Below are 21,449 nucleotides of genomic sequence, written 5' to 3'. Positions count from 1 at the left end.
CGCTCAGACGACGGCCGCTTCCGGCGCGTGCTCGCGGCTCTCGGCCAGCCCGAGGCAGACGATGCCGGCGATGATCGCGATCGCGCCCAGCACGCGGGCGGCGGTGAGGTGTTCATCGAACAGCCACACCGACAGCAGCATCACCGACACCACCTCCAGGTGCGAGGCGGCGAAGGCGGGGCCGATCGGCGCGTGTTTCAGCAGCGCCATCCAGGTGAAGAACGCGCCGACGTAGCCGATCACCGCGCCATACACCCACGGCTGGCCGAACACGCGCAGCAGCCACGCCAGGCTCGCCTCCACCGGCAGCGCGCGGGTGCCGGCGACCTTGAAGCTGATCTGCGCCAGCGTGTCGAAGCCCATCAGCAGCAGGAAGCCGAGCAGGTAGAAACGCTTCATGCGCCCAGCCCCACGATCGCCACGCCGAGCGTCACCAGCGCGATGCCGACGACGCGCAGCCGGGTGAGTCTCTCGCCGAACAGGAAGCGCCCGGCCAGCATGATCGCCACGATGTTGATCGAGCCGAGCAGCACGCCCTCGGACAGCGGGATCAGCGAGAGGAAGGCGATCCACACCAGGAACTCGGCCACGTAGCTGCCGATGCCGAGCCACAGCCATGGCCGCGACGCCATGTACTTCCAGCGCGCCAGGCCGTCGCCGGCCGCCGGGTCGCCCGCCGCCGCCTTGAACGCCAGCTGGCCGCCGGTGTCGAGCACGATGTTGAGCAGCCACAGGCTGGCGACAAGGGGGGAGATGGCACCCGCCGCCGGCATCGTCAGGCCGCCGCGCGCGATGCGGGGATGCCGTCGAAGAACGCCGCCGAACGCTCGATCAGGGTGCGTCGCTGCTTGTCGATGGTGATCATGTGGTAGCTGTCGTCGAGCAGCAGCAGCTCGGTCGGCGCGCTGACCGCACGCACCACCAGCTCGGCGTTCTTCGGGCTGGCGACGTCGTCGTCGCTGGCGTGGGCGACCAGGCACGGCGCGGTCACCTGCGGCAGCTGGCGGCGCACGCTGGCGGCCAGGCCGTACATCTCCGCCAGCGAGTACCACGGGTTGCCGGGCAGCCCGGCGGCGGCGCTGTCGCCGCCGAGCATCGCCGCGCTGACCTGGGCGCGCAGGCGCTCGTCGCGGATGCCGTAGGGCGGCTGCTCCATGAAGCTGCGGCCGCGGCCGATGCCCAGTTTCTTCAGCAGCGGCAGCATGAACGACAGCCGGGCCAGCGGCGGAATGCTCCAGCCGTCGTAGCGGAAGGTGGCGCCGTACACGCCCACGCCGGCGACCTGGCCCGGCCGGTCGGCGGCCAGCTTCAAGGCCAGCAGCGCGCCCATCGACAGCCCGCCGACGAACAGCTGGTCGACCTTGTCGCGCAGGTCGTCGGCGGCTTGCTGCACGCTGGCGTACCAGTCGTGCCAGCCGGTGGCGAGCAGGTCGTCGGCGCTGCCGCAGTGCCCGGCCAGCTGCATGCCGTGCACGGTGAAGCCGGCGCGGTTCAGGCCCTTGCCGAGCAGCTTCATTTCCATCGGCGTGCCGGTGAGGCCGTGGATCAGCAGCACGCCGCGGCGGCCACCCTCGAGGAAGAAGTCGGTTTGCTGGATCACGCGCAGGCCTGGCGGAACGGAATCGTGGCGGTTTGTCGCCGGCATGATCGCCGGGTGCGGTTTCCTCAGTCTTTCGCCGCGCCGGCGGGCGTGCCGAAGCGCACCACCACGCGCTGGCCGATGCGCAGCGACGACGGCTGGTCGAAAGTCAGCACGCACTCCACCGTGCGTGCGTTGGCGCGCACCTGCGGGTCGTTCTCCAGCGTGGCCGGGCCGTACACCTTGCCGATGCGCAGCACGTGCGCGGCCCAGTGCTGGCCGTCGCGATCGCTGTCGGCGCTGACCTCGGCCGGCATGCCGGGGTGGACCGCGCCGACGAAGCTGTCGTTGAGCTCGGCGCGCACGATGCGCGGCTTGTCCGGCAGCAGGGTGAACAGCGCGCCGGAGCCCGGCGACACGCTCGCCCCGGGCTGCGCCGCCACGTGCACCACCTGGGCGTCGAACGGCGCGCGCAGGCTGCGCTGCTGCAGTTCGTAGCGGGCTTCGCGCAGCTTCTGCTCGGCCATGTCCTGCGCGGCGTGCGCGGCCAGTTGCTCGGCGTCGAGCTGGGCGGCGGCCTCGCGCGCGTCGTCGGCGCTCTGGCCGTCGCCGGCACCGACGGCCGCGGCGGCGGCCAGGCGCTGCGCGCGCTGCCGCGCCGCCTGCTGCTTGACGCCGAGCAGCTTGAGCTGCGCCTGCGCCTGCTCCAGCTGCGCCTGCGCGGCGTCCACCGCCAGTTGCGCCGGCTGCGTATCCAGCGCGGCCAGCAGCTGGCCCTGCCTGACGCTGTCGCCCTCGTGCACCGCCACCGTGGCGAGCACGCCGTCGCGCGGCATCGAGAGTTCGAGCAGACCGCCCTCGATGTCGATCCGGCCGCGTGCCACCGCGGCATAGCGGGCGACCGGCGCGGCGGCGCCGGCCGGGGCGTCGGTCGACGACGAGCAGCCGCCGAGCAGCCCGGCGACGCCCAGCGCAAGGATGCCGAGCCGGAACGCACGGCGGTGCGGGGAATGCAGTGCGAGCGAGGTCATGGGGCGGGTTCCTGGGGATCGATGGCCGGCGCCGCGGGGCGCCGGTCGCTGAGGATGCGGCCGTCCTCCATCGCCAGCACGCGATCGGCATGGACGACCAGGCGCGGGTCGTGGCTGACGCACAGCACGGTGGTGCCGTGGGTGTGCGCGATGCGATGCAGGATGTCGATGATGACCTGGCCGTTGGCGGCATCCAGCGCGCTGGTCGGCTCGTCGGCGAACAGCAGCTCGGGCTGCTTGGCCAGCGCGCGGGCGATCGCCACGCGCTGCTTCTCGCCGCCGGACAGCTCGGACGGACGCAGCCGCATGCGGTGCGCCAGGCCGACCTCCTCCAGCGATTGCCGCGCGCGCCGGCGCGCCTCGTCGCGCGACAGGCCCATGTGCTCGAGCGGCAGCTCGACCTGCTCGAACGCGTTCAGCGCGGGGAACAGATTGAAACCCTGGAACACGAAACCGGTGTGCTGCAGGCGGAAGCGCTCCAGCGCACGCAGGTCGAGCTGGCCCAGCTCGCTGCCGAGCGCGCGCACGCGGCCGCCGTCCACTTTCTGCAAGCCGCTGAGCACGGCCAGCAAGGTGCTCTTGCCGCAGCCGGACGGACCGGAGATCAGGGTCAGCTCGCCCGCCTCGATGTCGAGGCTGAGCCCGTCCAGCACCTGCGTGCGCTGGTTGCCGGAGACGAACGCCTTGCTGACGTTCTCGGCCTGCAGCGACGGCGCGTGCGCGGTTCCGGTGCTGGCGGACGTCGCGTTCATCGCAGCAGGTTGGCCGGATCGGCGCGGCGCAGGCTGCGCATCGCGGCCAGCCCGGAGACCGCGGCCAGCCCCATCACCAGCGCGATGCAGCCGAGCGCCGCCGCCACGTTGAGCACCACCGGCACGTCCTGGCTGCGCGCCAGCAGCATCAGCACGATGCCCAGCACGCTGGCGCCGAGCAGGCCCAGCGCGCCGACCCAGAACGCCTGCTCCAGCACCACCTTGCGCAGCGCGCCGACGCCCACGCCGAGCGCGTTGAGCGTGGCGTACTCGCGCACCGAGCCGTTGACCGCGGCGATCAGGGTCTGGCTGGTGATCACGGTGCCGACCAGGAACACGATGCCGGCCAGGAACAGCACGCCGGCGCCGGCGCCGGTGTCGAACAGCCAGTAGCGCACCGAGCGCTTGGCGAAATCGCGCGCGCTCCAGGCGGTGTACGGGCCGAACGCGGTGGCGCCGCGCAGGCGCGCGGCCACCGCCTCGGCCTGCGCCGGATCGCGCAGCTTCGCCACCAGGTAGGTCGGGCCGGTGTCGGTGGGATCGTTGTCGAGCTCGCGCGCGGTTTCCAGCGAACACAGCACGTTGACCCCGCCCAGCGCGCGCAGCCCGCTGCCGATGCCCACCACGCGCACGCGATGACCGTTGATGGTGGCGCTCTGGCCGACGTCCACGCCGAGCTGGTCCAGCGCGGAGCGGTCGATGACGATGGCATCGGGTTCGGCCAGCCGTGCGCGCAACGCGGGCGGCAGCACCTTCGCGAACATCAGGCCGTCGGCCGCCGGGTCGATGCCGGAGACGAACACCGAGACGCCGCCGGTCTCGCGCGGCCCACGCCAGTCGCCATCGACCCACAGGTACGGCTCGACCCGCTGCACCTGCGGGTCCATCTGCAGGTGCGAGGCCACGTCCGCGTCGATCGCGCGGCCGAGCCCGACGCTCTGCGTGCCGGGATAACCCACCCAGACCTCGGCCGCCGAACCGGTGACGTACACACTGGTGCTGCCGAAGATACCCAGCACCAGCGCGATCTGCAGCAGTTGCAGCAGGCCGGCGAAGCCGACCGCCAGCATCGCCGGCAGGAACCGGCGCCATTCGTAGACCAGCGTCTTGCGCGCGAGGGCGACCATCAGCGCGGTGCCGTGGCAGTGGCCGCGGCGGTCGGCGCCGTCGTTGCCGCCGGAGGCGGCGCGCCGCCGAGCGCCTTGAACAAGGCCACGTAGGCCAGAGCGCGGGCGGCGCGCGCGTCGTCCAGTTCCAGCGCCGCCTGGGTCGCGGCGATGCGGCCGTCGATCTGCTGCAGCGGGCTGTCCAGCCGCAGCGCGACGCGCTGGCGCAGCACCTGGTCGGCGTGTTGCAACGCCTGCCACGCGGCCTGGTCGTGGCGCTCGCGCTCGCTCTCCTGGTGCAGGCTGCCGAGCGCCGTCTCCACCTCGGCCACGCCCTGCAGCACCGCCTGCCGATAGGCCAGCACGCTGGCCTTGAGCTGGTGCGCGCTGGCGTGGTGCGCCGCCACCCGCATGCCCCAGTCGAACAGCGGGATGCTGATGATCGGGCCGAGCGAGGCGATCGCGTTGGGAGTGGTGGAGAAGCGGTGGTTGTTGTTGATGTCGGTGGCCCACACCAGCGAGCCGCCGATGCCGATGCTGGGGAACATGTCGGCGTGGGCCAGCGCCAGTTCGCCGGCGGCGCGCAGCACGTCGGCCTCGGCGCGGGCGATTTCCGGGCGCGTGCGCAGCAGGTCGGCCGGGGTGGTGCCGAGCCGCCACGCACCCAGCTCGGGTGGCGGTGCAGGCTGCAGCCAGGCCGGATCGGGTTGCTCGCGACCGAGCAGCACGGCCAGCCGCTGGGCGCTGGCGTCGATCGCCTGCCGCGGCGCCGCCAGCGCGGCCTCGGCCTGCGCGCTGGCGGCCGCGGCCTGATCCACCGCGGCGGGCGCGGCCAGTTGCAGGCGCTGGCGTGCCTGCAGCAACTGCCAGGCGCGCGCGCGCTCGGCGGCCACCTGCTGCAGCCCTTGCTCCTGTCGTTGCGCGGTGCGCAGGCCGATCCATTCGCGCACCACCTCGGCGACCAGGCTGACCCGCGCCGCGCGCAGGTCGGCGACACCGGCGTCCAGCTCGCCCTGCGCCACGCGGCGGCTGCCCTCGGCGCGGCCGAACAGGCCCAGTTCCCAGCTGGCATCGAAGCCGGCGACGAAGAACGAGGCGCTGGCGTCCGGGTCGACCGCGTCGCCGGTGCGTGCGGAAAGGCCGGGCCGGTAGCGATCGGTGGCGTGCCGGCGCAGGATGCGCACCGCGCGCAGGCGCTCGACCGCCTGCGCCACGTCGAGGTTGTCGGCCAGCGCGCGCTCGACCAGCGCATCGAGCGCCGGATCGTGGAACGCATGCCACCAGAGCGCGGGGTCGGTCGCCGCCGCCGGCGCCGAGGCGGTCGCATGCCGCCACTGGGCGGACTGCGGCGGTGCCAGCTTCGGCAGCGGTTCGGCGCAGCCGGCCAATGCGCACAGCAGCAGCGCGCACAGCAGTGGGCGGAGGCGCCTGCACGGGCCGGATGCAGCGGGGTTCAGGCGGGCGAACTCGGCGGGCATGTTCCATGGCGGCGGGCCGCGCAGGACGTGCGCGGGCGCCGGGGCAGAAGTCGGAGCCCCATTGTGGTGTGCGAATCTTTCGCCGGCCTTATCGCCCGCGGCGCCGGCCACGGCGGTGTTCATGGCGGCGCGCCCACCGCGGCGGGCGGCGGCGGAAAGTGCACGGCCACCTGCAGGCCGTGCGGCTCGATGTTGCGGAAGAGCAGCTCGGCACCATGGCGGCCGGCGATGTGCTGCACGATGGCCAGGCCCAGCCCGCTGCCGGGCTCGGCGCTGGCGCCGACGCGAAAGAAGCGCTCGCTCAGCCGCGGCAGCAGGTCCGGCGGCACGCCCGGACCGTTGTCCTCGACCAGCAGGCTGGCGCCGCCATCGTCGCGCGCGCGCAGTCGCACGGTGATTTCGCTGCCGCGGCCGGCGTAATGCACCGCGTTGTCGATCAGGTTGTCGAGCAGATCCTGCACGCCGGCGGGTTCGCCGAGCACCCACAACGGCGCCGTGCCGCCCTCGTAGCCGAGGTCGATGCCCGCGCGGATCGCCTCGTGCACGCGCTGGGCGACCATCTCGGGCACCCGCCGGGCCAGGTCGATCAGGCGCTGCTCGCCACCCTCCGGCGGCGCCGCCTGCGCGCGGGTCAGCGCCAGCAGTTGCGAGGCGGTGCGCGCGGCGCGCCGGGTCAACCGCTGGATGTGGGCGAGCGCGTCGGCCTGGTTCGCCGGGCTGGGATCGGCCAGCGCGCGGTCGGCGTGCAGGCTCAGGCCGGCCAGCGGCGTGCGCAGCTGGTGCGCGGCATCGGCGATGAAGCGGTCGTGCAGCGCCAGCATGTCGCGCAGGCGGCCGAACAGCGCGTCGATGGTGCGCGTGAGCGGCTGGATCTCCTGCGGCACGTCCGGGCCGTCGATCGGGGTGAGCTCGCTGGAACGGGCGGCCAGCCGCGCGGTCAGCGGATCGAGCACGCGCAGGCCGCGACGCACGCCGAACCAGACCAGCGACAGCACGCAGGCGATCAGCAGGGTCTGCATCACCACCGCCAGCAACAGGATCTCGCGGGCCTGTTCGCGACGATCGTGCAGCGTCTCGGCCACGGTCACGGTGAGCTGGCCGGCGGCATCGCCCGGCATGTCTTCGCGCACGGTGGCCGCACGCAGCGCGTGGCCGTCCAGGCGGGTGTCGTACAGCGCGGGCACGCCTTCGGCGGCCGGCGTCGGTGGCGCGGCCAGCCGGTCGTCGCCGGCGAGCAGGCCCTGGCTGGAACTGCGCACGCTGAAGTAGCTGCGCCCGTCCGGATCGTATTCGAGCAGGAAGCGCGCCTGCCGCGACAGCCGGCCGCCCAGCGGGTTGCTTTGCAGCAGCTTGGCGAGGGTGCGCGCATCGTCGGCGAGGTCGCGGTCGTGCACCCGGTTGGCGTAGCCCAGCGCCACGCCGTAGCTCAGCAGCGCATCAAGCAGCAGCAGCGTCGCCATCGGGATCAGCAGGAACACCAGCAGTCGCCGACGCAGGCTGGGGCGCGCGGGCGCGGGGCGTTTCATGCGGCGCCGCCGGCGTCGGCCAGCTCCTCCAGCAGATAGCCCAGGCCGCGGATGGTGCGCACGCCGGTGCCGCTGCCGTCCAGCTTGCGGCGCAGGCGATGGATGGCGATGTCCAGCCCGTTGTCGGTCAGTTCCTGGTCCCAGTCGCACAGCGCCTCGATCAGTTGCGCGCGACTGGTGACGCGATCGGCGCGCAGCGCCAGCGCTTCGAGCAGGCCGAACTCGCGCGCGGTCAGCTCCAGCGGCCGGCGATCTACCCAGGCGCGGTGGCCGGGCAGGTCCAGCCGCAACCGGCCCAGTTGCAGTTCCGGCTTGCCCTGGCTGCTGGCCCGGCGCAGCAAGGCGCGCACGCGCGCCTCGAACTCGCTCAGCGCGAACGGCTTGACCAGGTAGTCGTCGGCGCCGAGGTCGAGCACGCGGATGCGTTCGGCCAGGCCGTCGCGCGCGGTCACCACCAGCACCGGCAGGCCCTTGCCGCGGCGGCGCAGGCGCTGCAGCACCTCGCTGCCATCCAGCCCCGGCAGGCCCAGGTCCAGCACCAGCAGGTCGTAGCCGTGATCGCGCAGCGCGGCGTCCGCCTGGCTGCCGTCCGCCACGTGGTCGACGGCGTGGCCGCCCTGGCGCAGCGAAGCGCGGATGCCCTCGGCGATGGAGGGATCGTCTTCCACCAGCAGGATGCGCATGGAGACTCCGGTACGGGGAGAAAGCGGCAACACGACGCCCGGCTGCCATTCTGACGCGCAATTCGCCCGGTCGTGCGGCTCGTTGACCACGCCGGCGGCGCGAGGTTCAAGCGGGCGCGGTTTCAGTTCGCCACATGGAAGCGCACGGCGCTGAAGGCGCCGTCCCGGGTCAGCGCGGTGACGGTGTGCGGGCCGGGCCGGTGCAGCACGAGGGATTGTACGGCGGCGCCCACGCTGCTGCCTTGCAGGCGGCCGTCGAGCAGCCATTGCACTTCGCCCTCGGCACCGAGGGCGCGCAGGGTCACGCGCAGCGGCTGGTCGCTGTTCGGCGCGCGGCGCAGGGTGACGCCGCTGGCCAAGCCGGCGATGCGGATCGGCGTGGCGCGGTCCAGCGAATCGGGTGCGCAGCCGGGGGCGAGCGGCGGCAGCGCCGCGGCGGCGCGGTCGTCGACGCGGAGCCACGGCGTGGCCAGCGCGGGCCAGCGCGCGAGCTGGATCGTGCGTTCGTGCGCGGCGTGGCAGGCGCCGCTGAGGCGCTGGCCTTTCGCATTGACGCGCAAGCGGAGCAGGCCGGCGGACCACGCGCCGAGATCGCGTTCGGCGAAGGTGGGCGGCAAGGCGTCGTCGAGCACCCAGGCACTGCGGCGCTGGCGGCACAGGTCGGGCGGGGTGTTCTCCGCCGCGCCGCCCAGCGGCCAGCAGATGTCGCGCCGGCTGACGCTGGCCGGCTGCGCACGCGCGTGGCCGCCGCGCGAGGGCAGCATGTCGACGATCTGGAACAGCAGCGGCAGCGCGGTCACCGCGCCGTACTGGCCGGGCGATGGCGTGCCGTCCGGGCGGCCGATCCACACGCCGACGGTCCAGCGGTCGGTGACGCCGATCGACCAGGCGTCGCGGTAGCCGTAGCTGGTGCCGGTCTTCCACGCCACCGAGGCGTGCCGGTTGATCGCGCCGGCGAGCGGGCCGCCCTCGACGTCGGCCGGGTTGCTGGCCAGGATGTCGCGGATGATCCACGCCGCGCCGGGCGACAGCAGCCGGCGTGGGCGCGCCGGTTGTTCCGTGGTGTAGCGCGGCGTGCCGGCGATGCCGCCGTTGGCGAACGCGGTGTACGCGCCGACCAGGTTCTCCAGCCGCGTGGACGCGCCGCCGAGGATGATCGACAGGTTCGGTTGCGCACCGGCCGGCAGGCCGAGGTCGACGCCGCCGTTGGCCAGCCGCGCCACGAAGCGGTTCGGCCCGACCCAGTCCAGCACGTCCACCGCCGGCACGTTGAGCGAGCGCTGCAGCGCTTCGGCCGCGCTGACCGGGCCGCTGAACGCTTCATCGAAATTGCCCGGCTTGTAGGCGCCGAAATCCTGCGGCGCGTCGACCAGCAGGCTCTCGGAGTGGATCAGGCCGTCGTCCAGCGCCAGGCCGTACAGGAACGGCTTCAGCGTCGAGCCGGGCGAACGCGGCGCGTTCACCATGTCGATGTAGCCATGCCGCTGCGGATCGGCGAAGTCGCTGGTGCCGACGTAGATGCGCGCCTCCAGCGTCGCGTTGTCGACCACCAGCAGCGCCGCCGACGTGTGCGCCGGCAACCGCGACAAATACGTGCTCACGCGGTCTTCGGCGGCGCGCTGCAGGTTGGCGTCGATGGTGCTGCGGATGCGCCGCGCCTGCGGCTGTGCGCGGTGCAGGCGTTCGGCCAGCAAGGCCGCGGACAACGGCGCGCGCAGCGAACGCGCCACCACCGGTTCGATCGCCGCGTCGCGCACCTGCGCCGCGCTCCACACGCCGAGGTCGCGCATGCGACGCAGCACCTTGTCGCGCGCGGCGCGCGCCGCCTCGGGATGGCGATCCGGCCGCAGCCGGCTCGGCGATTGCGGCAGTACCGCCAGCAGCGCCGCCTCGGCGTGCGACAGCCGGCTGGCCGGCTTGCCCAGGTACGCCCACGAGGCCGCCTCGACACCTTCGATCGGACCGCCGAACGGCGCGTGGTTGAGGTACAGGTCGAGGATCTGCGGCTTGCTCAGGTGCACTTCCAGCTGCAGCGCGCGGAAGATCTGCACCAGCTTGCCGCGGAAGCTGTGCGGGATCGGTTCGATGATCCGCGCCACCTGCATGGTCAGCGTCGAACCGCCCGAGACGATGCGGCCATGGCGCAGGCCGCCGGCGAGACCGCGCAGCAAGGCGTAGGGATTGACGCCGGGATGGCGGTAGAACCAGCGGTCCTCGTAGGTCAGCAGCGCTTTCAGGTACAGCGGCGAGACCTGCTTCGCCGTGGTCGGGTAACGCCACACGCCGTCGCTGTCGGCAAACGCGCGCAGCGGCGTGCCGTCGCGTGCCAGCACCACCGTGCTGCCGGTGTCGGGCGCGGGCAAATGCAGCGGGAACAGGCGGTCGAGGGCGAACGCGACGAGCACGGCGCCGATGAAGACAATCGCGAAGACACGTAGCCCGTGCTTGAGGCGGGATCTTCGGCGGAACGGGTTGGCGTTGGTCATGGTGGGGCCCTTCGACTTCGCTCGCTGACGCGAGCTACGCTCAGGGTGAACGGTCTTCCACACCGTTCGCCCTGAGCGTAGGCCGCAGGCCGAAGTCGAAGGGCATGCCGCGACTCCAACCAGCCTTTCTGTTCCAAGAGCCACCCGGGAGCATCACCCCCCGGGGCGAGCTCCTACGGTTCGACCACGGTGATCTTCGCCGGTTCGACCTTGCCGATGCCGCGAATCGCCGGGCGGTACATGTCCTCGACCAGCGGCGGCGGCACGGTGTACGTGCCCGGCGTCACCGCGCGCACCAGGTAGAACACGCGGGCCTTGTCGCCACGACTGAGGTTGAGGGCGGCGGCGTAACGGTCGTCGCGGTACTCCTCGTGCACGATCTGCGCGGCGGCGGCGTGCTGGTCCAGTTCGATGCCGTCGATCACCACGCCGGACCACGACTGCGCGCCGCCCAGGTTGAGGTTCTCCACCTCCAGCCCGCCCGGCAGCAGATCGGTGACCAGGGCGTCGGGGACGTTCATGCGCGCCTCGATGCTCAGTTCGACGATCAGCGTGTCGCCTTCCTTCAACTGGCTGCCGCTCCACGGCTTGCCGTCGGTGGTGAAGTAGCTGCGCCGCACGTCGATCTGGCTGGCGTCGGCCGGCGGGGCCTGCTGCGGGATGCCGGCCACGTCGAGCGTGGCGAAGATCGCCGCGTCGCTGGTCGGCTGCACGCTGACGCCGGCGTTGAGTTCAGCCACGCTGAGCGCGCGACTCCACACGCGCTGGTCCGGTGCCTGTTCGGTTTTGCCGTTCACCGTGAGTGTGGCGGCCAGGGGGGCGTTGCTTTCCGCATCGAACGCCGCCGCCACGCGGGCGATCGCCGCCTGCTCCTGCGTGCTCAGGTACGACCACGACCAGCGGTAGTCGGCGAATTCCTTCTGCCGCTGGCGCACGTTCGCAGTGGCGTTGCGCGCCCAGTCCACCAGCTTGGCGTCGTAGGCGGGCTGGCTCATGCCATAGGTGTGGGTGAGCGCGACCATCAGCGCCAGGTCGCGCAGTTCCGAGCCGTAGTCGCCGACGTACCAGGGGCGTTCCTTGCTCCAGGCGAACGCCTCGTCGATGGCCTTCTGCGCGCGCTCGTTGTCGCCCATCAGCTTCAGCGCGATGCCCAGATGCACCAGTGGCAGCGGCGCGACCAGCTTCTGCCGTTCGTTGTCGAAGATCGCGCGCAACGTGCCCAGCGGCGCACGGTTGACCCGCGCCAGCACGAAACCGGAGTACGCCTCGTCGGCGATGCGCAGGTGATCGTGCTGCTCGTACTCGTAGTACGGGTGGCCGCCGGCGAGCAGGTCGTCGTTGAGCCGCTGCAGCGCTTTCTGCAGCACGTCCTGCGGTACCGCGAAGCCGGCGTCGCGCGCGTCCAGCATGAAGTCGACCACGTACGGCGTGGTGAAGGTGACGATCGGACTGCTGCCGCCCCAGAAGCTGAAGTGGCCGTTGCTGGCCTGGAACGAGGCGATCCGCGACAGTGCGCCGTCCACCGCGGCCTTGCGCACGGCGTCGCTCATCACTTGCGCGCCCAATGCCTTGGCCGTCTGGCCGTCCAGAATCAAGGCGGCGTAGCCCTTGCTGGTGGTCTGCTCGATGCAGCCGTACGGGTAGCGCAGCATGTCGCGCAGCGCAGCCGCATACGGCAGCGGCGGCAAGGTGCTCAGGGTGATCCGCGCGTTCACCGTGGCCGGCAACAGGCCGGCGATCGCGGCGGCGCCGAGGTGCTCGGGCTTGCCCGCCTCCAGCGCCATGGGCGTGGTGCTTACCGTTTCCGGCCAGGCCGGGCGCACCGCGAATTCGAAGTGGCGGTCCACGCTGTAATCGTTGAGCTCGGCGTGGATGTCCACCGTCGCCACCGCGGCGCCCGCGCCGGCGGTGACCGGCATATGCAGGGTGGTGCCGGCGCCATCCTTCAACGCCGCGCTCTGGGTGGCTTTTTCCACCGTGATCGGGCCGCCGCCCTTGACGCTCACTTTCGCGGTGCCGTCCTTGCCGGACAGGTTCTTCAGATCGAGGCTGATCATCGCCTGGTCGCCGGCCGCCATCACCCGCGGCGTGCTCGGCTCGACCACCAACGGCGCACGCACGGTGACCGCGCCGTCGGCGTTGCCGTAGCGGCTGTCGGTGTACGTCAGCGCGGCCAGGCGCAGGCTGCCGTTGAAGTCGGGTACGTCGACGTGCAACGTGGCCCTGCCCTGCGCGTCGAATGCCACCGGGCCGGCGAACAGGTCGACGATCTGCACCTTCGGGTTGAGCCGGGTGGCCTTCGGCAACGCCGCGCCGCTCATGTCGCCGCCGTAGCGCAGCTTCGCCTCGGCGCCGTCCATTGCCTCGATGAGGCGGCTGTACAAGTCGTACGCATCCACGCTCAATGCACGTTTGGCGAACAGCCACGCCCACGCGTCGGGCACCGGGTAATCGGTGATGTTGAGCACGCCCTGGTCGACCGCGGACAGCGTGACGAAGGCCTGCTGCCCGGCCAGCCCGCTGGCCTGCACGCCGACCTCGAGCGGGTTGCCCGGGCGCATCAGCGCGGGCGCATCGAGCTTCAGCGGAATGCGCCGGTCGTTGCGGTCCATCGCCACGTACTCGACGCCCATCGCGCGCGCCGGCGTGGTGTGCTCGGCCGCTTCGCCGCCGCGGAACACCAGCGCCGTCACGTAGACGTCGTGGCGCTCCCACTCCTTGGTCACCGGGATCTCGAAGGTGGCACCCGCTTTCGCGTCGATGTTCTTGGTGTAGAGCAGATGATCCGATTCCACCAGCAGCACGCCGGGCCCGTCATGCGGCGGCGTCACCGTGACCTTCATGCTGTCGCCGGCGCGGTAGCGCGCCTTGTCCAGCTGCAGCTTGACCTTGTCCGGGCGCGCTTCCTTGCCCAGGTTCTCGTCGTCCCAGCTGTAGCCGGCGAAGAACGGGAACACCGTGGTGAGTTTGGTGGCCGGGTCGTACACCTCGACGCGGTAGCTGCCCCACTGCACCGGGAATTCCACCTGGGCCGACTTGCCGGCGGCCACGTCGACGTCCTTCTCCTCGATCAGCTGCAGGCGCTGGTTCGCATTCGATTGCCAGCCGCCATCGCGCTCGTACAGCCAGTAGAAATCGCGCAGCTCGCGCTGCAGGCGCACTTTCAGGTGGCTGCCTGCGACCAGCGCGCCGTCCGCGTTCGCGCGCACGATCTCGAAACCGACCGGGCTTTCGCTTTCCGCGCCCTGCTTCGGATCGAACAGCGGGCGCACGCCGACCAGCGCGTCGGCCGGCCAGTAGGTGCGCTTGAGCAGGCGGGTCACCGCGCGGCCGCCGCTCTCGTACACGCTGCCGGACAGGGTCACCGCCAGTGGCGCGACCGGCTTGACGTCGTCAGGCAGCGCCACGTCCTGCTCCAGCACGCCTTGCGCGTCGAGCCTGGCGTCGACCACGTCGTCGGCGCTCTTCGGCAACTCGACCAGCGGGTTGCCGAAGAAGGTGTCCTTCATCTTCTCCAGCGGATGCACTTCCGGCGCCACCAGCAGTTTCGCGGTGAAGCGGTTGCCGTCGGCCGGCGCGCCGTACAGGTAGCTGGAGGCGACCTTCAGCTTCAGCGGCTCGCCCGGCGCCAGTCGCGCCTGCGGGCTGGACAGATCCACCTTGAGCCGCTCGGGCAGGAACTCCTCGACGTGGAACGGGAACGCCTGCACGGTCTCCTTGGCTGAAGGATCGAGGCGGAACTCCAGTTGCCACAAACCGGTCGGCGCGTCGGCGGGGATCGCCTGGCTCAGCTCGAAGTAGTTGAGCTGCTGCGGCTCCAGCCGCTTTTCCACCAGGGTGCGGCCGTCCGGCTGCTTCACCCGCACGAACAGCGACTGCGCCTTCATCGGCTTGCCGTCGTCGTCGCGCAGCAGCGCCGAGGCGCGCAGCGTCTCGCCGGGACGGTACAGGTCGCGGCCGGACCAGGCGTACACCTCGAACGGTGCCTGTTTGCGCCCGCTGATGTCGAAGTTGGACACGTCCAATGCCGGCCGGTTGAACGGCAGCACCGAGACGTCCTTGCCGTGGCGCGCGACCAGCACGTCGGAAGCCCTGACCTTGTACGCGAGCAGCGCGTTGCCGTCGGCGCCGGTGGTGGCCTTGAGCTTGCTGCGCCCGGCCGCGTCGCGGATCTCGATGTCCACCGCATTCACCGGCGTGCCGTCGCGCAGCGAGGCCACGTGCAGCAGCACGTTGTCGCGGTACACGCGCAGGTGCAGGCCGAGGTCGCTGACGAAGAAGGTGGCGGTGTCGTAGCCGTCCTTGAAGGTGCCGCCGGCCTTGACCACCGCCATGTACACACCCGGCTGGGCCAGCTCCCTGATGTTCTGCACCGGCAGGTAGGTCACGGTGCGCTCGTTCGGCTCGCCGCCCAGCGTGTAGTGGTTGGCGTAGACCGAATCGGCGATCTCGGTGATCGGCATGCGGCTGCGCCGCTCGTCGCCTTCGCCGCAGCTGTTGTAGTAGGCGACGTCGTGGTCGAGTTCGTAGCTGTCGCGGTGGCCGTTGCGCGGGTACGCGCAGAACAGGTCGGACAGCGCGTCGTCGCGCACGCGGAAGAACTCCACGTCGGCGTCGTGCACGTTCATCGACACCAGCGGCAGGCCGCGGGTGCCGCGCGCCGGCAGCACGCTGCCGTGCGAGGCGAAGCCGACCGCCGCGGGCAGGTTGCCGGAGTACACGTCGTGCTTCACCGCGTGGCCGAGGGTGCGGCCGTCGGCGGCGAGCAGGCCGGCCTTCAGCTGCACCGCGTAGCGCGTGTTCGCCTGCACGAACGGGAAGTTCAGCGTCTTGCCGTCGTTGTCGAGGCTCCAGCTGCCGCTGACCACTTCGCCGTTCGGGCCGGTCACCGCGATCAGCGCGTCGAACGCCTGCGCCGAGGCCAGCGCGGCGTTGAAGCGCAGGGTCAGCGCGGTGCGCGAGTCGCTGCTGCGGGAGCTGGCCGAAAGCAGGGCGAAGCTGGTTGCGGCCGGCGCCGGCGCCGCCGAGGCGGCCGTGCCCGGCGCACCCTGCAGCGTGGGCGGATGGCCGTCATGGCCGCGCCCGCAGGCGACCAGCAACAGGCCCGACAACAGGACTGGCCATACCCGCGCAAAGCGCGCAAACGATCGTGCGTACATGGTGGTCTCTCCCTGAGATTGGATCGAAGTATCGCCGCCATTCATGGCGGGCCGATGGCACGGATCGGGCACGCGCGTTTTCTCAACGAGGCAACTGCCGACCCAGCCAGTCGCCCAGTTGCATCAGCACCTGGCCGCGGCCCGGTTCGGTTTCGTTGAACAGCTCGTGGTACAGCGAGGCGAAGAAGCGCGTGGTCAGTTGGCCGCTCGATGCCGCCGCCCTGGCGAAGGCACGGCTGCCGGCGGGGTCGACCAGTGCGTCGCTCTCGGCCACCAGCAGCAGGGTGGGCACGGCCAGCTCGGCGGCATCGGCGATGCAGGCGGCGCCTTCGCGGAAGATGAAATCGGCCAGCCGCGGGGTGATCCAGCCGTGGCGCAGCGGATCGGCGCGGTAGTCGGCGGCTACCTGCGGATCGTGCGACAGCTTGCCGGCATCCAGCCCGTTGCGCAGCGGCAGGTTCGGCAGCCAGCGGCCGAGTATCGCGGCCAGCCGGATCATCTGCGGCGATTCGTGAGTGCGCAGGGCCGGCGAGGACAGCACCAGCGCCGGCGGCGCCAGCGCGCCGTCGAGCACGGCGCGTGCGGCCACCAGACCACCCATGCTGTGGCCGAGCAGCAGCGGCTGGTGCGGCGTGGCGCGCGCGTACTCCTGATAGACCGCCGCCAGGTCTGCCAGCAGGTCGTCGCGATGGCGCAGCGCGCCGCGCCGCCCGGGCGACTGCCCGTGGCCACGCTGGTCGTAGCCGCGCACGGCATAGCCGCGCTGGTTGAACCACGCGGCGACGCGATCGTAACGGCCGCTGTGTTCGCCCAGGCCATGCACGAACAGCACGGCCCCGCGCGCCCCCTGTCGCGGCCAGTCGCGCAACAGCAGGCGCTGGCCATCGGCCATGGTCTGCCAGCTGGTGACTCCGGTTTCCTCGCTCCGCGAATCCGATGGCGCCTGCACCGCTTCCTCCCGTTCGATCACCGTCCTGCAGCGCCTCCACGCGATGCGCCGATGGAGCGCGAATACTGACATGCCCGCGCCGACCGCGCACCGCTGCGCGCCGGTTGCGACGGCAGCCGCGGCCCCCATATATGATCGGGTGTCCCACTCCCCGCCACCGCCCCGACCGGTGCCGCCGCGCATGGACTCCCGAATCCTCGAAGCCTTCCACCCGGCGGTCGCCGCCTGGTTCCGCCGCAGCTTCGCCGCACCCACCGCGGCGCAGGCGGCGGCGTGGCCGTCGATCCGCGCCGGCCAGCACACCCTGGTCGCCGCGCCGACCGGCTCCGGCAAGACGCTCACCGCCTTCCTCGCCGCCATCGACGAACTGGTGCGCGAGGGCGTGGCGCACGGCGGCACACTGGCCGACGCCACCACGGTGCTCTACGTGTCGCCGCTGAAAGCATTGTCGAACGACATCCATGTCAATCTGGAAGCGCCGCTGGAAGGCATCCGCGCCGAGCTGGAAAAGCTCGGCCTGCCCGACGTGGCGATCCGCACCGCCGTGCGCACCGGCGACACCCCGCAGGTCGAACGCAACCTGCTGCGCAAGCAGCCGCCGCACATCCTGGTGACCACGCCGGAGTCGCTGTACGTGCTGCTCGGCTCGGCCTCGGGCCGTTCCATGCTGGCGGGCGTGCGCACGGTGATCGTCGACGAGATCCACGCCATCGCCGGCAGCAAGCGCGGCTCGCATCTGGCCTTGTCGCTGGAGCGGCTGGAGTCGCTGTGCCAGCGGCGCCTGCTGCGGATCGGCTTGTCGGCGACGCAGAAGCCCATAGAAAAAGTCGCCGACTTTCTGGTCGGCGCTCAGCACTCCCTTCTCCCCGAGGGGGAGAAGGAAGATCCGTGCACCATCATCAACACGGGCCACACCCGCCCGCGCGACCTCGCCATCGAAGTCCCGCCGGTGCCGCTGGAAGCGGTGATGTCGAACGACAGCTGGGAGCTGGTCTACGACCGCCTCGCCCAGCTGGTGCAGGCGCACCGCACCACCCTGGTCTTCGTCAACACGCGGCGCATGGCCGAGCGCGCCGCGCGGCACCTGTCCGAACGGCTCGGCAAGGAGCACGTCGCCGCGCATCACGGCAGCCTGGCCAAGGAGCTGCGGCTGGATGCGGAGCAGCGGCTCAAGCGCGGCGAGCTGAAGGTGCTGGTGGCCACCGCGTCGCTGGAGCTGGGCATCGACATCGGCGAAGTCGACCTGGTCTGCCAGCTCGGCTCGCCGCGCTCGATCGCCGCGTTCCTGCAGCGCGCCGGCCGTTCCGGCCACAGCATCGACGGCACGCCGAAGGCGCGGCTGTTCCCGGCGACCCGCGACGACCTGATCGAATGCACCGCCCTGCTCGACTGCGTGCGCCGCGGCGAACTCGACGCGCTGGTGATGCCGCCGCAGCCGCTGGACGTGCTGGCCCAGCAGATCGTCGCCGAGGTCGCCTGCGCCGAGTGGGACGAGGACGCGCTGTACGCACTGGTGCGTCGCGCGTACCCGTACCGCGATCTCGCCCGCGCCGATTTCGACGCGGTGGTGCGCATGCTGGCCGAAGGCTTCACCACCCGCCAGGGCCCGCGCGCGGCGTACATCCATCGCGACGCGGTGAACCGCCAGTTGCGGCCGCGGCGCAGCGCGCGGCTGACCGCGCTGACCTCCGGCGGCACCATTCCCGACACCGCCGACTACAAGGTGGTGTTGGAACCACAGGCGATCATCGTCGGCACGGTGAACGAGGATTTCGCGGTCGAGAGCATGGCCGGCGACATCTTCCAGCTCGGCAACGCCAGCTACCGCATCCAGCGCGTCGAGCGCGACCGGCTGCGCGTGGAGGACGCGCACGGCGCGCCGCCGAGCATTCCGTTCTGGCTGGGCGAGGCACCGGGGCGCAGCGACGAACTGTCGTTCGGCGTGTCGCGGCTGCGCGAGGAGATATCCACACAGCTCGATGCCGGCGGCGTGCCGGCCGCCGTGGCGTGGCTGCACGACGAGCTGGGTCTGGGCGACGCTGCCGCGCAGCAGCTGGCCGATTACCTGGCCCGCGCGAAGGCCGCGCTCGGCGTGCTGCCGAGCCAGCACACGCTGGTGCTGGAACGCTTCTTCGACGAATCCGGTGGCACCCAGCTGGTGATCCACACGCCGTGGGGCAGCCGCATCAACCGCGCGTGGGGGCTGGCGCTGCGCAAGCGCTTCTGCCGCCAGTTCAATTTCGAACTGCAGGCGGCGGCGACCGAGGACGCGATCGTGCTGTCGCTGTCGACCAGCCACAGCTTTCCGCTGGAGGAAGTGGCGCACTATCTGCACTCGGCTACCGCCGAGCACGTGCTGGTGCAGGCCCTGCTCGACGCGCCGCTGTTCCCCGCGCGCTGGCGCTGGAATGCGGTGACCGCGCTGGCGCTGCCGCGTTTCACCGGTGGCAAGAAGACGCCGCCGCCGCTGCAGCGGATGAAGAGCGAGGACCTGCTCGCCGCGGTCTTCCCCGATCAGGTCGCCTGCCTGGAAAACATCGTGGGCGAGCGCGAGGTGCCGGATCACCCGCTGGTCAACCAGACCCTGCACGACTGCCTGCGCGAGGCGATGGACGTGGACGGCCTGCTGGCGATCCTGCGCCAGCTGGAGGCCGGCGAGATCGCCATCGTGGCGCGCGACCTCACCGCACCCAGCCCGCTCGCCGCCGAGGTGCTCAACGCCGCACCGTATGCGTTCCTCGACGACGCGCCGCTGGAGGAGCGCCGCACCCAGGCCGTGCAGACGCGCCGCTGGAACGACGCCGACAGCGCCGACGACCTGGGCCGGCTCGATCCCGAGGCGATCGCCGCCGTGCGCGAGGAAGCCTGGCCGCAGGTGCGCGATGCCGACGAGATGCACGAGGCGCTGACTTTGCTGGGTTTCGTCACCGCCGATGAAGTCGCCGCCAACCCCGACTGGAACGAGCGACTGCAGGCGCTGGCGAAGGCGAAGCGCGCCACCCGGCTCGGCGACGCATGGACGTCTGCCGAACAACTTCCGCTGTGGCAGGCGCTGCATCCTGCGGCATCGATGCAGCCGCCGATCGCCGCACCCGCCGAATACGCCGCGCAGCCCTGGACGCGCGAGGACGCGCTGCTGGAACTCGTGCGCCACCGCCTCGGCGGACTCGGCCCGGTCACCGTGAACGGCTTGGCGCAATCCATCCACGTCGAGACCGGCGAAGTCGAGCAGGTGCTGCTGCGCCTGCAGTCCGAAGGCTACGTGATGCAGGGCCGCTTCACCGCCGATGCGAGTGACACCGAATGGTGCGAGCGGCACCTGCTGGCGCGCATCCACCGCTACACCATCGGCCGGCTGCGCCGCGAGATCGAGCCGGTCAGCCGGCGCGCGCTGATGCGCTTCCTGTTCGACTGGCAGCACGTGTCGGCGGCCACCCGCTTGAACGGCCCCGATGCGCTGGTCGCCACGCTGGCGCAGCTGGAAGGTTACGAGGCCGCGGCCGGCGCGTGGGAAGCGGAGATCCTGCCAGCGCGCGTGGGCGATTACTCGATCAGCTGGCTGGACGAGCTGTGCCGTTCCGGCCGCATCGCCTGGAGCCGGCTGCGCAGCGGCGGCGGCGGTGGTGGCGGGCCGGTGCGCAGTACGCCGATCGTGCTGCTGCCCCGCCGGGAGATGGCCGTCTGGACGGCCGTCGCCGCGGGCGAGCCGCAGGACATCCTGCTGTCGTCGCGCGCCCAGGCCGTGGCCGAGGCGTTGCGCGAGCATGGTGCGCTGTTCTTCGACGAGTTGCTGGTGGACACCCGGCTGTTGCGGCCGGAGCTGGAAGACGCGCTGGGCGAGCTGGTGGCCGCCGGCCGGATCAGCGCGGACAGCTTCGCCGGTCTGCGCGCCCTGCTGCTGCCGGCGGCGAAACGCGACGGCACACGGCACCGGCGCATGCGCCGGCACGCATTTGGCGGGATCGAGGATGCGGGGCGCTGGGCGCTGGCGCGCGGCCCGGCCACGGACGCCAAGGCCGGGCCCGAGGCGATTGAACATATTGCGCGTACCCTGCTGCGCCGCTACGGCGTGGTGTTCTGGAAACTGCTGGAGCGCGAAGCGCCGTGGCTGCCGTCGTGGCGCGAGCTGCTGCGCGTATACCACCGGCTGGAGGCGCGCGGCGAAATCCGCGGCGGGCGTTTCGTCGAAGGCCTGGTGGGCGAGCAGTTTGCCTTGCCCGAGGCCATCGCGCCGCTGCGCGCAGTGCGCCAGCGCGCGGACGACGGCGAGCTGGTCTGCATCAGCGGCAGCGATCCGCTGAACCTGGTCGGCACCGTGCTGGTCGGCGACAAGGTGCCGGCACTGGCCGGCTCGCGCGTGCTGTACCGCGACGGCATGCCGATCGCCGCGCTGGTCGGCGGCAAGCCGGTGGCGCTGATCGAGCTGTCCGCCGCCGAATGGCAACGCGCGCGTGCGGTATTGCTGCGCCACCCGTCGGCACCGGATGCCACGGTACGGCAGGCATCCTGATGGGCTGCCTGCCGGTGCTGCTGCTGTTTCCGCTGGGCGCCGGCGTGGGCTACCTGGTCGGTGGCGACGTCGGTGCGTTGTGGGGCGCCGCCCTCGGCGTGGTGCTGGGCCTGCTGTTGATGGGTCTGCTGATCCGGGCCATGCACCAACGCCGGTAGACACGACACCGCCCGTCGCTTTTGGGTGGAGA

The 21,449-nt window shown here is 71.7% G+C and carries 14 protein-coding genes; 2 read left to right on the top strand and 12 right to left on the bottom strand.

All coding sequences use genetic code 11. The features are described from left to right. Positions 1 to 3: 3 nt before the first annotated feature. The 12 genes from ACFCQI_RS08075 to ACFCQI_RS08020 all read right to left on the bottom strand — a co-directional run bounded on the left by ACFCQI_RS08075 (position 4) and on the right by ACFCQI_RS08020 (position 16,692). The gene (locus ACFCQI_RS08075) at positions 4 to 399 is read right to left on the bottom strand and encodes a DMT family transporter (RefSeq protein WP_395120924.1); all 396 of its coding nucleotides are present in this window, start codon (positions 397 to 399) and stop codon (positions 4 to 6) included. Continuing rightward, on the bottom strand, positions 396 to 773 hold the full coding sequence (locus ACFCQI_RS08070; RefSeq protein WP_395120923.1) for an EamA family transporter: 378 nt from the start codon (positions 771 to 773) through the stop codon (positions 396 to 398). The genes ACFCQI_RS08075 and ACFCQI_RS08070 overlap by 4 nt, the downstream gene beginning before the upstream one ends. Before the next feature lie 2 nt (positions 774 to 775). Continuing rightward, positions 776 to 1,600 (bottom strand): alpha/beta hydrolase, encoded by an 825-nt coding sequence (locus tag ACFCQI_RS08065; protein WP_395120922.1) that lies wholly within the window; start codon positions 1,598 to 1,600, stop codon positions 776 to 778. A gap of 65 nt (positions 1,601 to 1,665) precedes the next feature. Beyond that, a complete protein-coding gene (locus ACFCQI_RS08060) occupies positions 1,666 to 2,610 on the bottom strand; it encodes an efflux RND transporter periplasmic adaptor subunit (protein ID WP_395120921.1) in 945 nt (314 codons plus the stop codon). Beyond that, entirely contained in the window at positions 2,607 to 3,362 is a 756-nt protein-coding gene (locus tag ACFCQI_RS08055) for an ABC transporter ATP-binding protein (RefSeq protein ID WP_395120920.1), read from the bottom strand. Before ACFCQI_RS08055 ends, ACFCQI_RS08060 begins: the two co-directional genes overlap by 4 nt. Continuing rightward, entirely contained in the window at positions 3,359 to 4,489 is a 1,131-nt protein-coding gene (locus ACFCQI_RS08050) for an ABC transporter permease (RefSeq protein ID WP_395120919.1), read from the bottom strand. The genes ACFCQI_RS08055 and ACFCQI_RS08050 overlap by 4 nt, the downstream gene beginning before the upstream one ends. Next, on the bottom strand, positions 4,489 to 5,946 hold the full coding sequence (locus ACFCQI_RS08045) for a TolC family protein (protein WP_395120918.1): 1,458 nt from the start codon (positions 5,944 to 5,946) through the stop codon (positions 4,489 to 4,491). Before ACFCQI_RS08045 ends, ACFCQI_RS08050 begins: the two co-directional genes overlap by 1 nt. A gap of 119 nt (positions 5,947 to 6,065) precedes the next feature. After that, positions 6,066 to 7,472 carry a sensor histidine kinase N-terminal domain-containing protein gene (locus tag ACFCQI_RS08040; RefSeq protein ID WP_395120917.1) on the bottom strand — a complete coding sequence of 469 codons (1,407 nt, stop codon included), beginning with the start codon at positions 7,470 to 7,472 and terminating at the stop codon, positions 6,066 to 6,068. Further along, entirely contained in the window at positions 7,469 to 8,155 is a 687-nt protein-coding gene (locus ACFCQI_RS08035; protein WP_395120916.1) for a response regulator, read from the bottom strand. Before ACFCQI_RS08035 ends, ACFCQI_RS08040 begins: the two co-directional genes overlap by 4 nt. 122 nt (positions 8,156 to 8,277) lie before the next feature. Then, on the bottom strand, positions 8,278 to 10,641 hold the full coding sequence (gene pbpC, locus ACFCQI_RS08030; RefSeq protein ID WP_395120915.1) for a penicillin-binding protein 1C: 2,364 nt from the start codon (positions 10,639 to 10,641) through the stop codon (positions 8,278 to 8,280). A gap of 173 nt (positions 10,642 to 10,814) precedes the next feature. After that, positions 10,815 to 15,800 carry an alpha-2-macroglobulin gene (locus tag ACFCQI_RS08025; protein WP_395120914.1) on the bottom strand — a complete coding sequence of 1,662 codons (4,986 nt, stop codon included), beginning with the start codon at positions 15,798 to 15,800 and terminating at the stop codon, positions 10,815 to 10,817. Positions 15,801 to 15,882: 82 nt separating this feature from the next. After that, the gene (locus ACFCQI_RS08020) at positions 15,883 to 16,692 is read right to left on the bottom strand and encodes an alpha/beta hydrolase (RefSeq protein ID WP_395121310.1); all 810 of its coding nucleotides are present in this window, start codon (positions 16,690 to 16,692) and stop codon (positions 15,883 to 15,885) included. 238 nt (positions 16,693 to 16,930) lie between these two features. Here ACFCQI_RS08020 and ACFCQI_RS08015 point away from each other — a divergent pair, with 238 nt between their 5' ends. Beyond that, positions 16,931 to 21,259, top strand: a complete 4,329-nt coding sequence (locus tag ACFCQI_RS08015; protein ID WP_395120913.1) for a DEAD/DEAH box helicase — start codon at positions 16,931 to 16,933, stop codon at positions 21,257 to 21,259. Next, the gene (locus tag ACFCQI_RS08010) at positions 21,259 to 21,417 is read left to right on the top strand and encodes a hypothetical protein (RefSeq protein ID WP_395120912.1); all 159 of its coding nucleotides are present in this window, start codon (positions 21,259 to 21,261) and stop codon (positions 21,415 to 21,417) included. The genes ACFCQI_RS08015 and ACFCQI_RS08010 overlap by 1 nt, the downstream gene beginning before the upstream one ends. Positions 21,418 to 21,449 lie beyond the last annotated feature (32 nt).

This window comes from Rhodanobacter sp. FW102-FHT14D06 (genome assembly GCF_043950705.1).
In the GTDB taxonomy this organism is placed as follows: Bacteria; Pseudomonadota; Gammaproteobacteria; order Xanthomonadales; family Rhodanobacteraceae; genus Rhodanobacter.
This window is presented reverse-complemented; position numbering and strand designations above follow the sequence as displayed.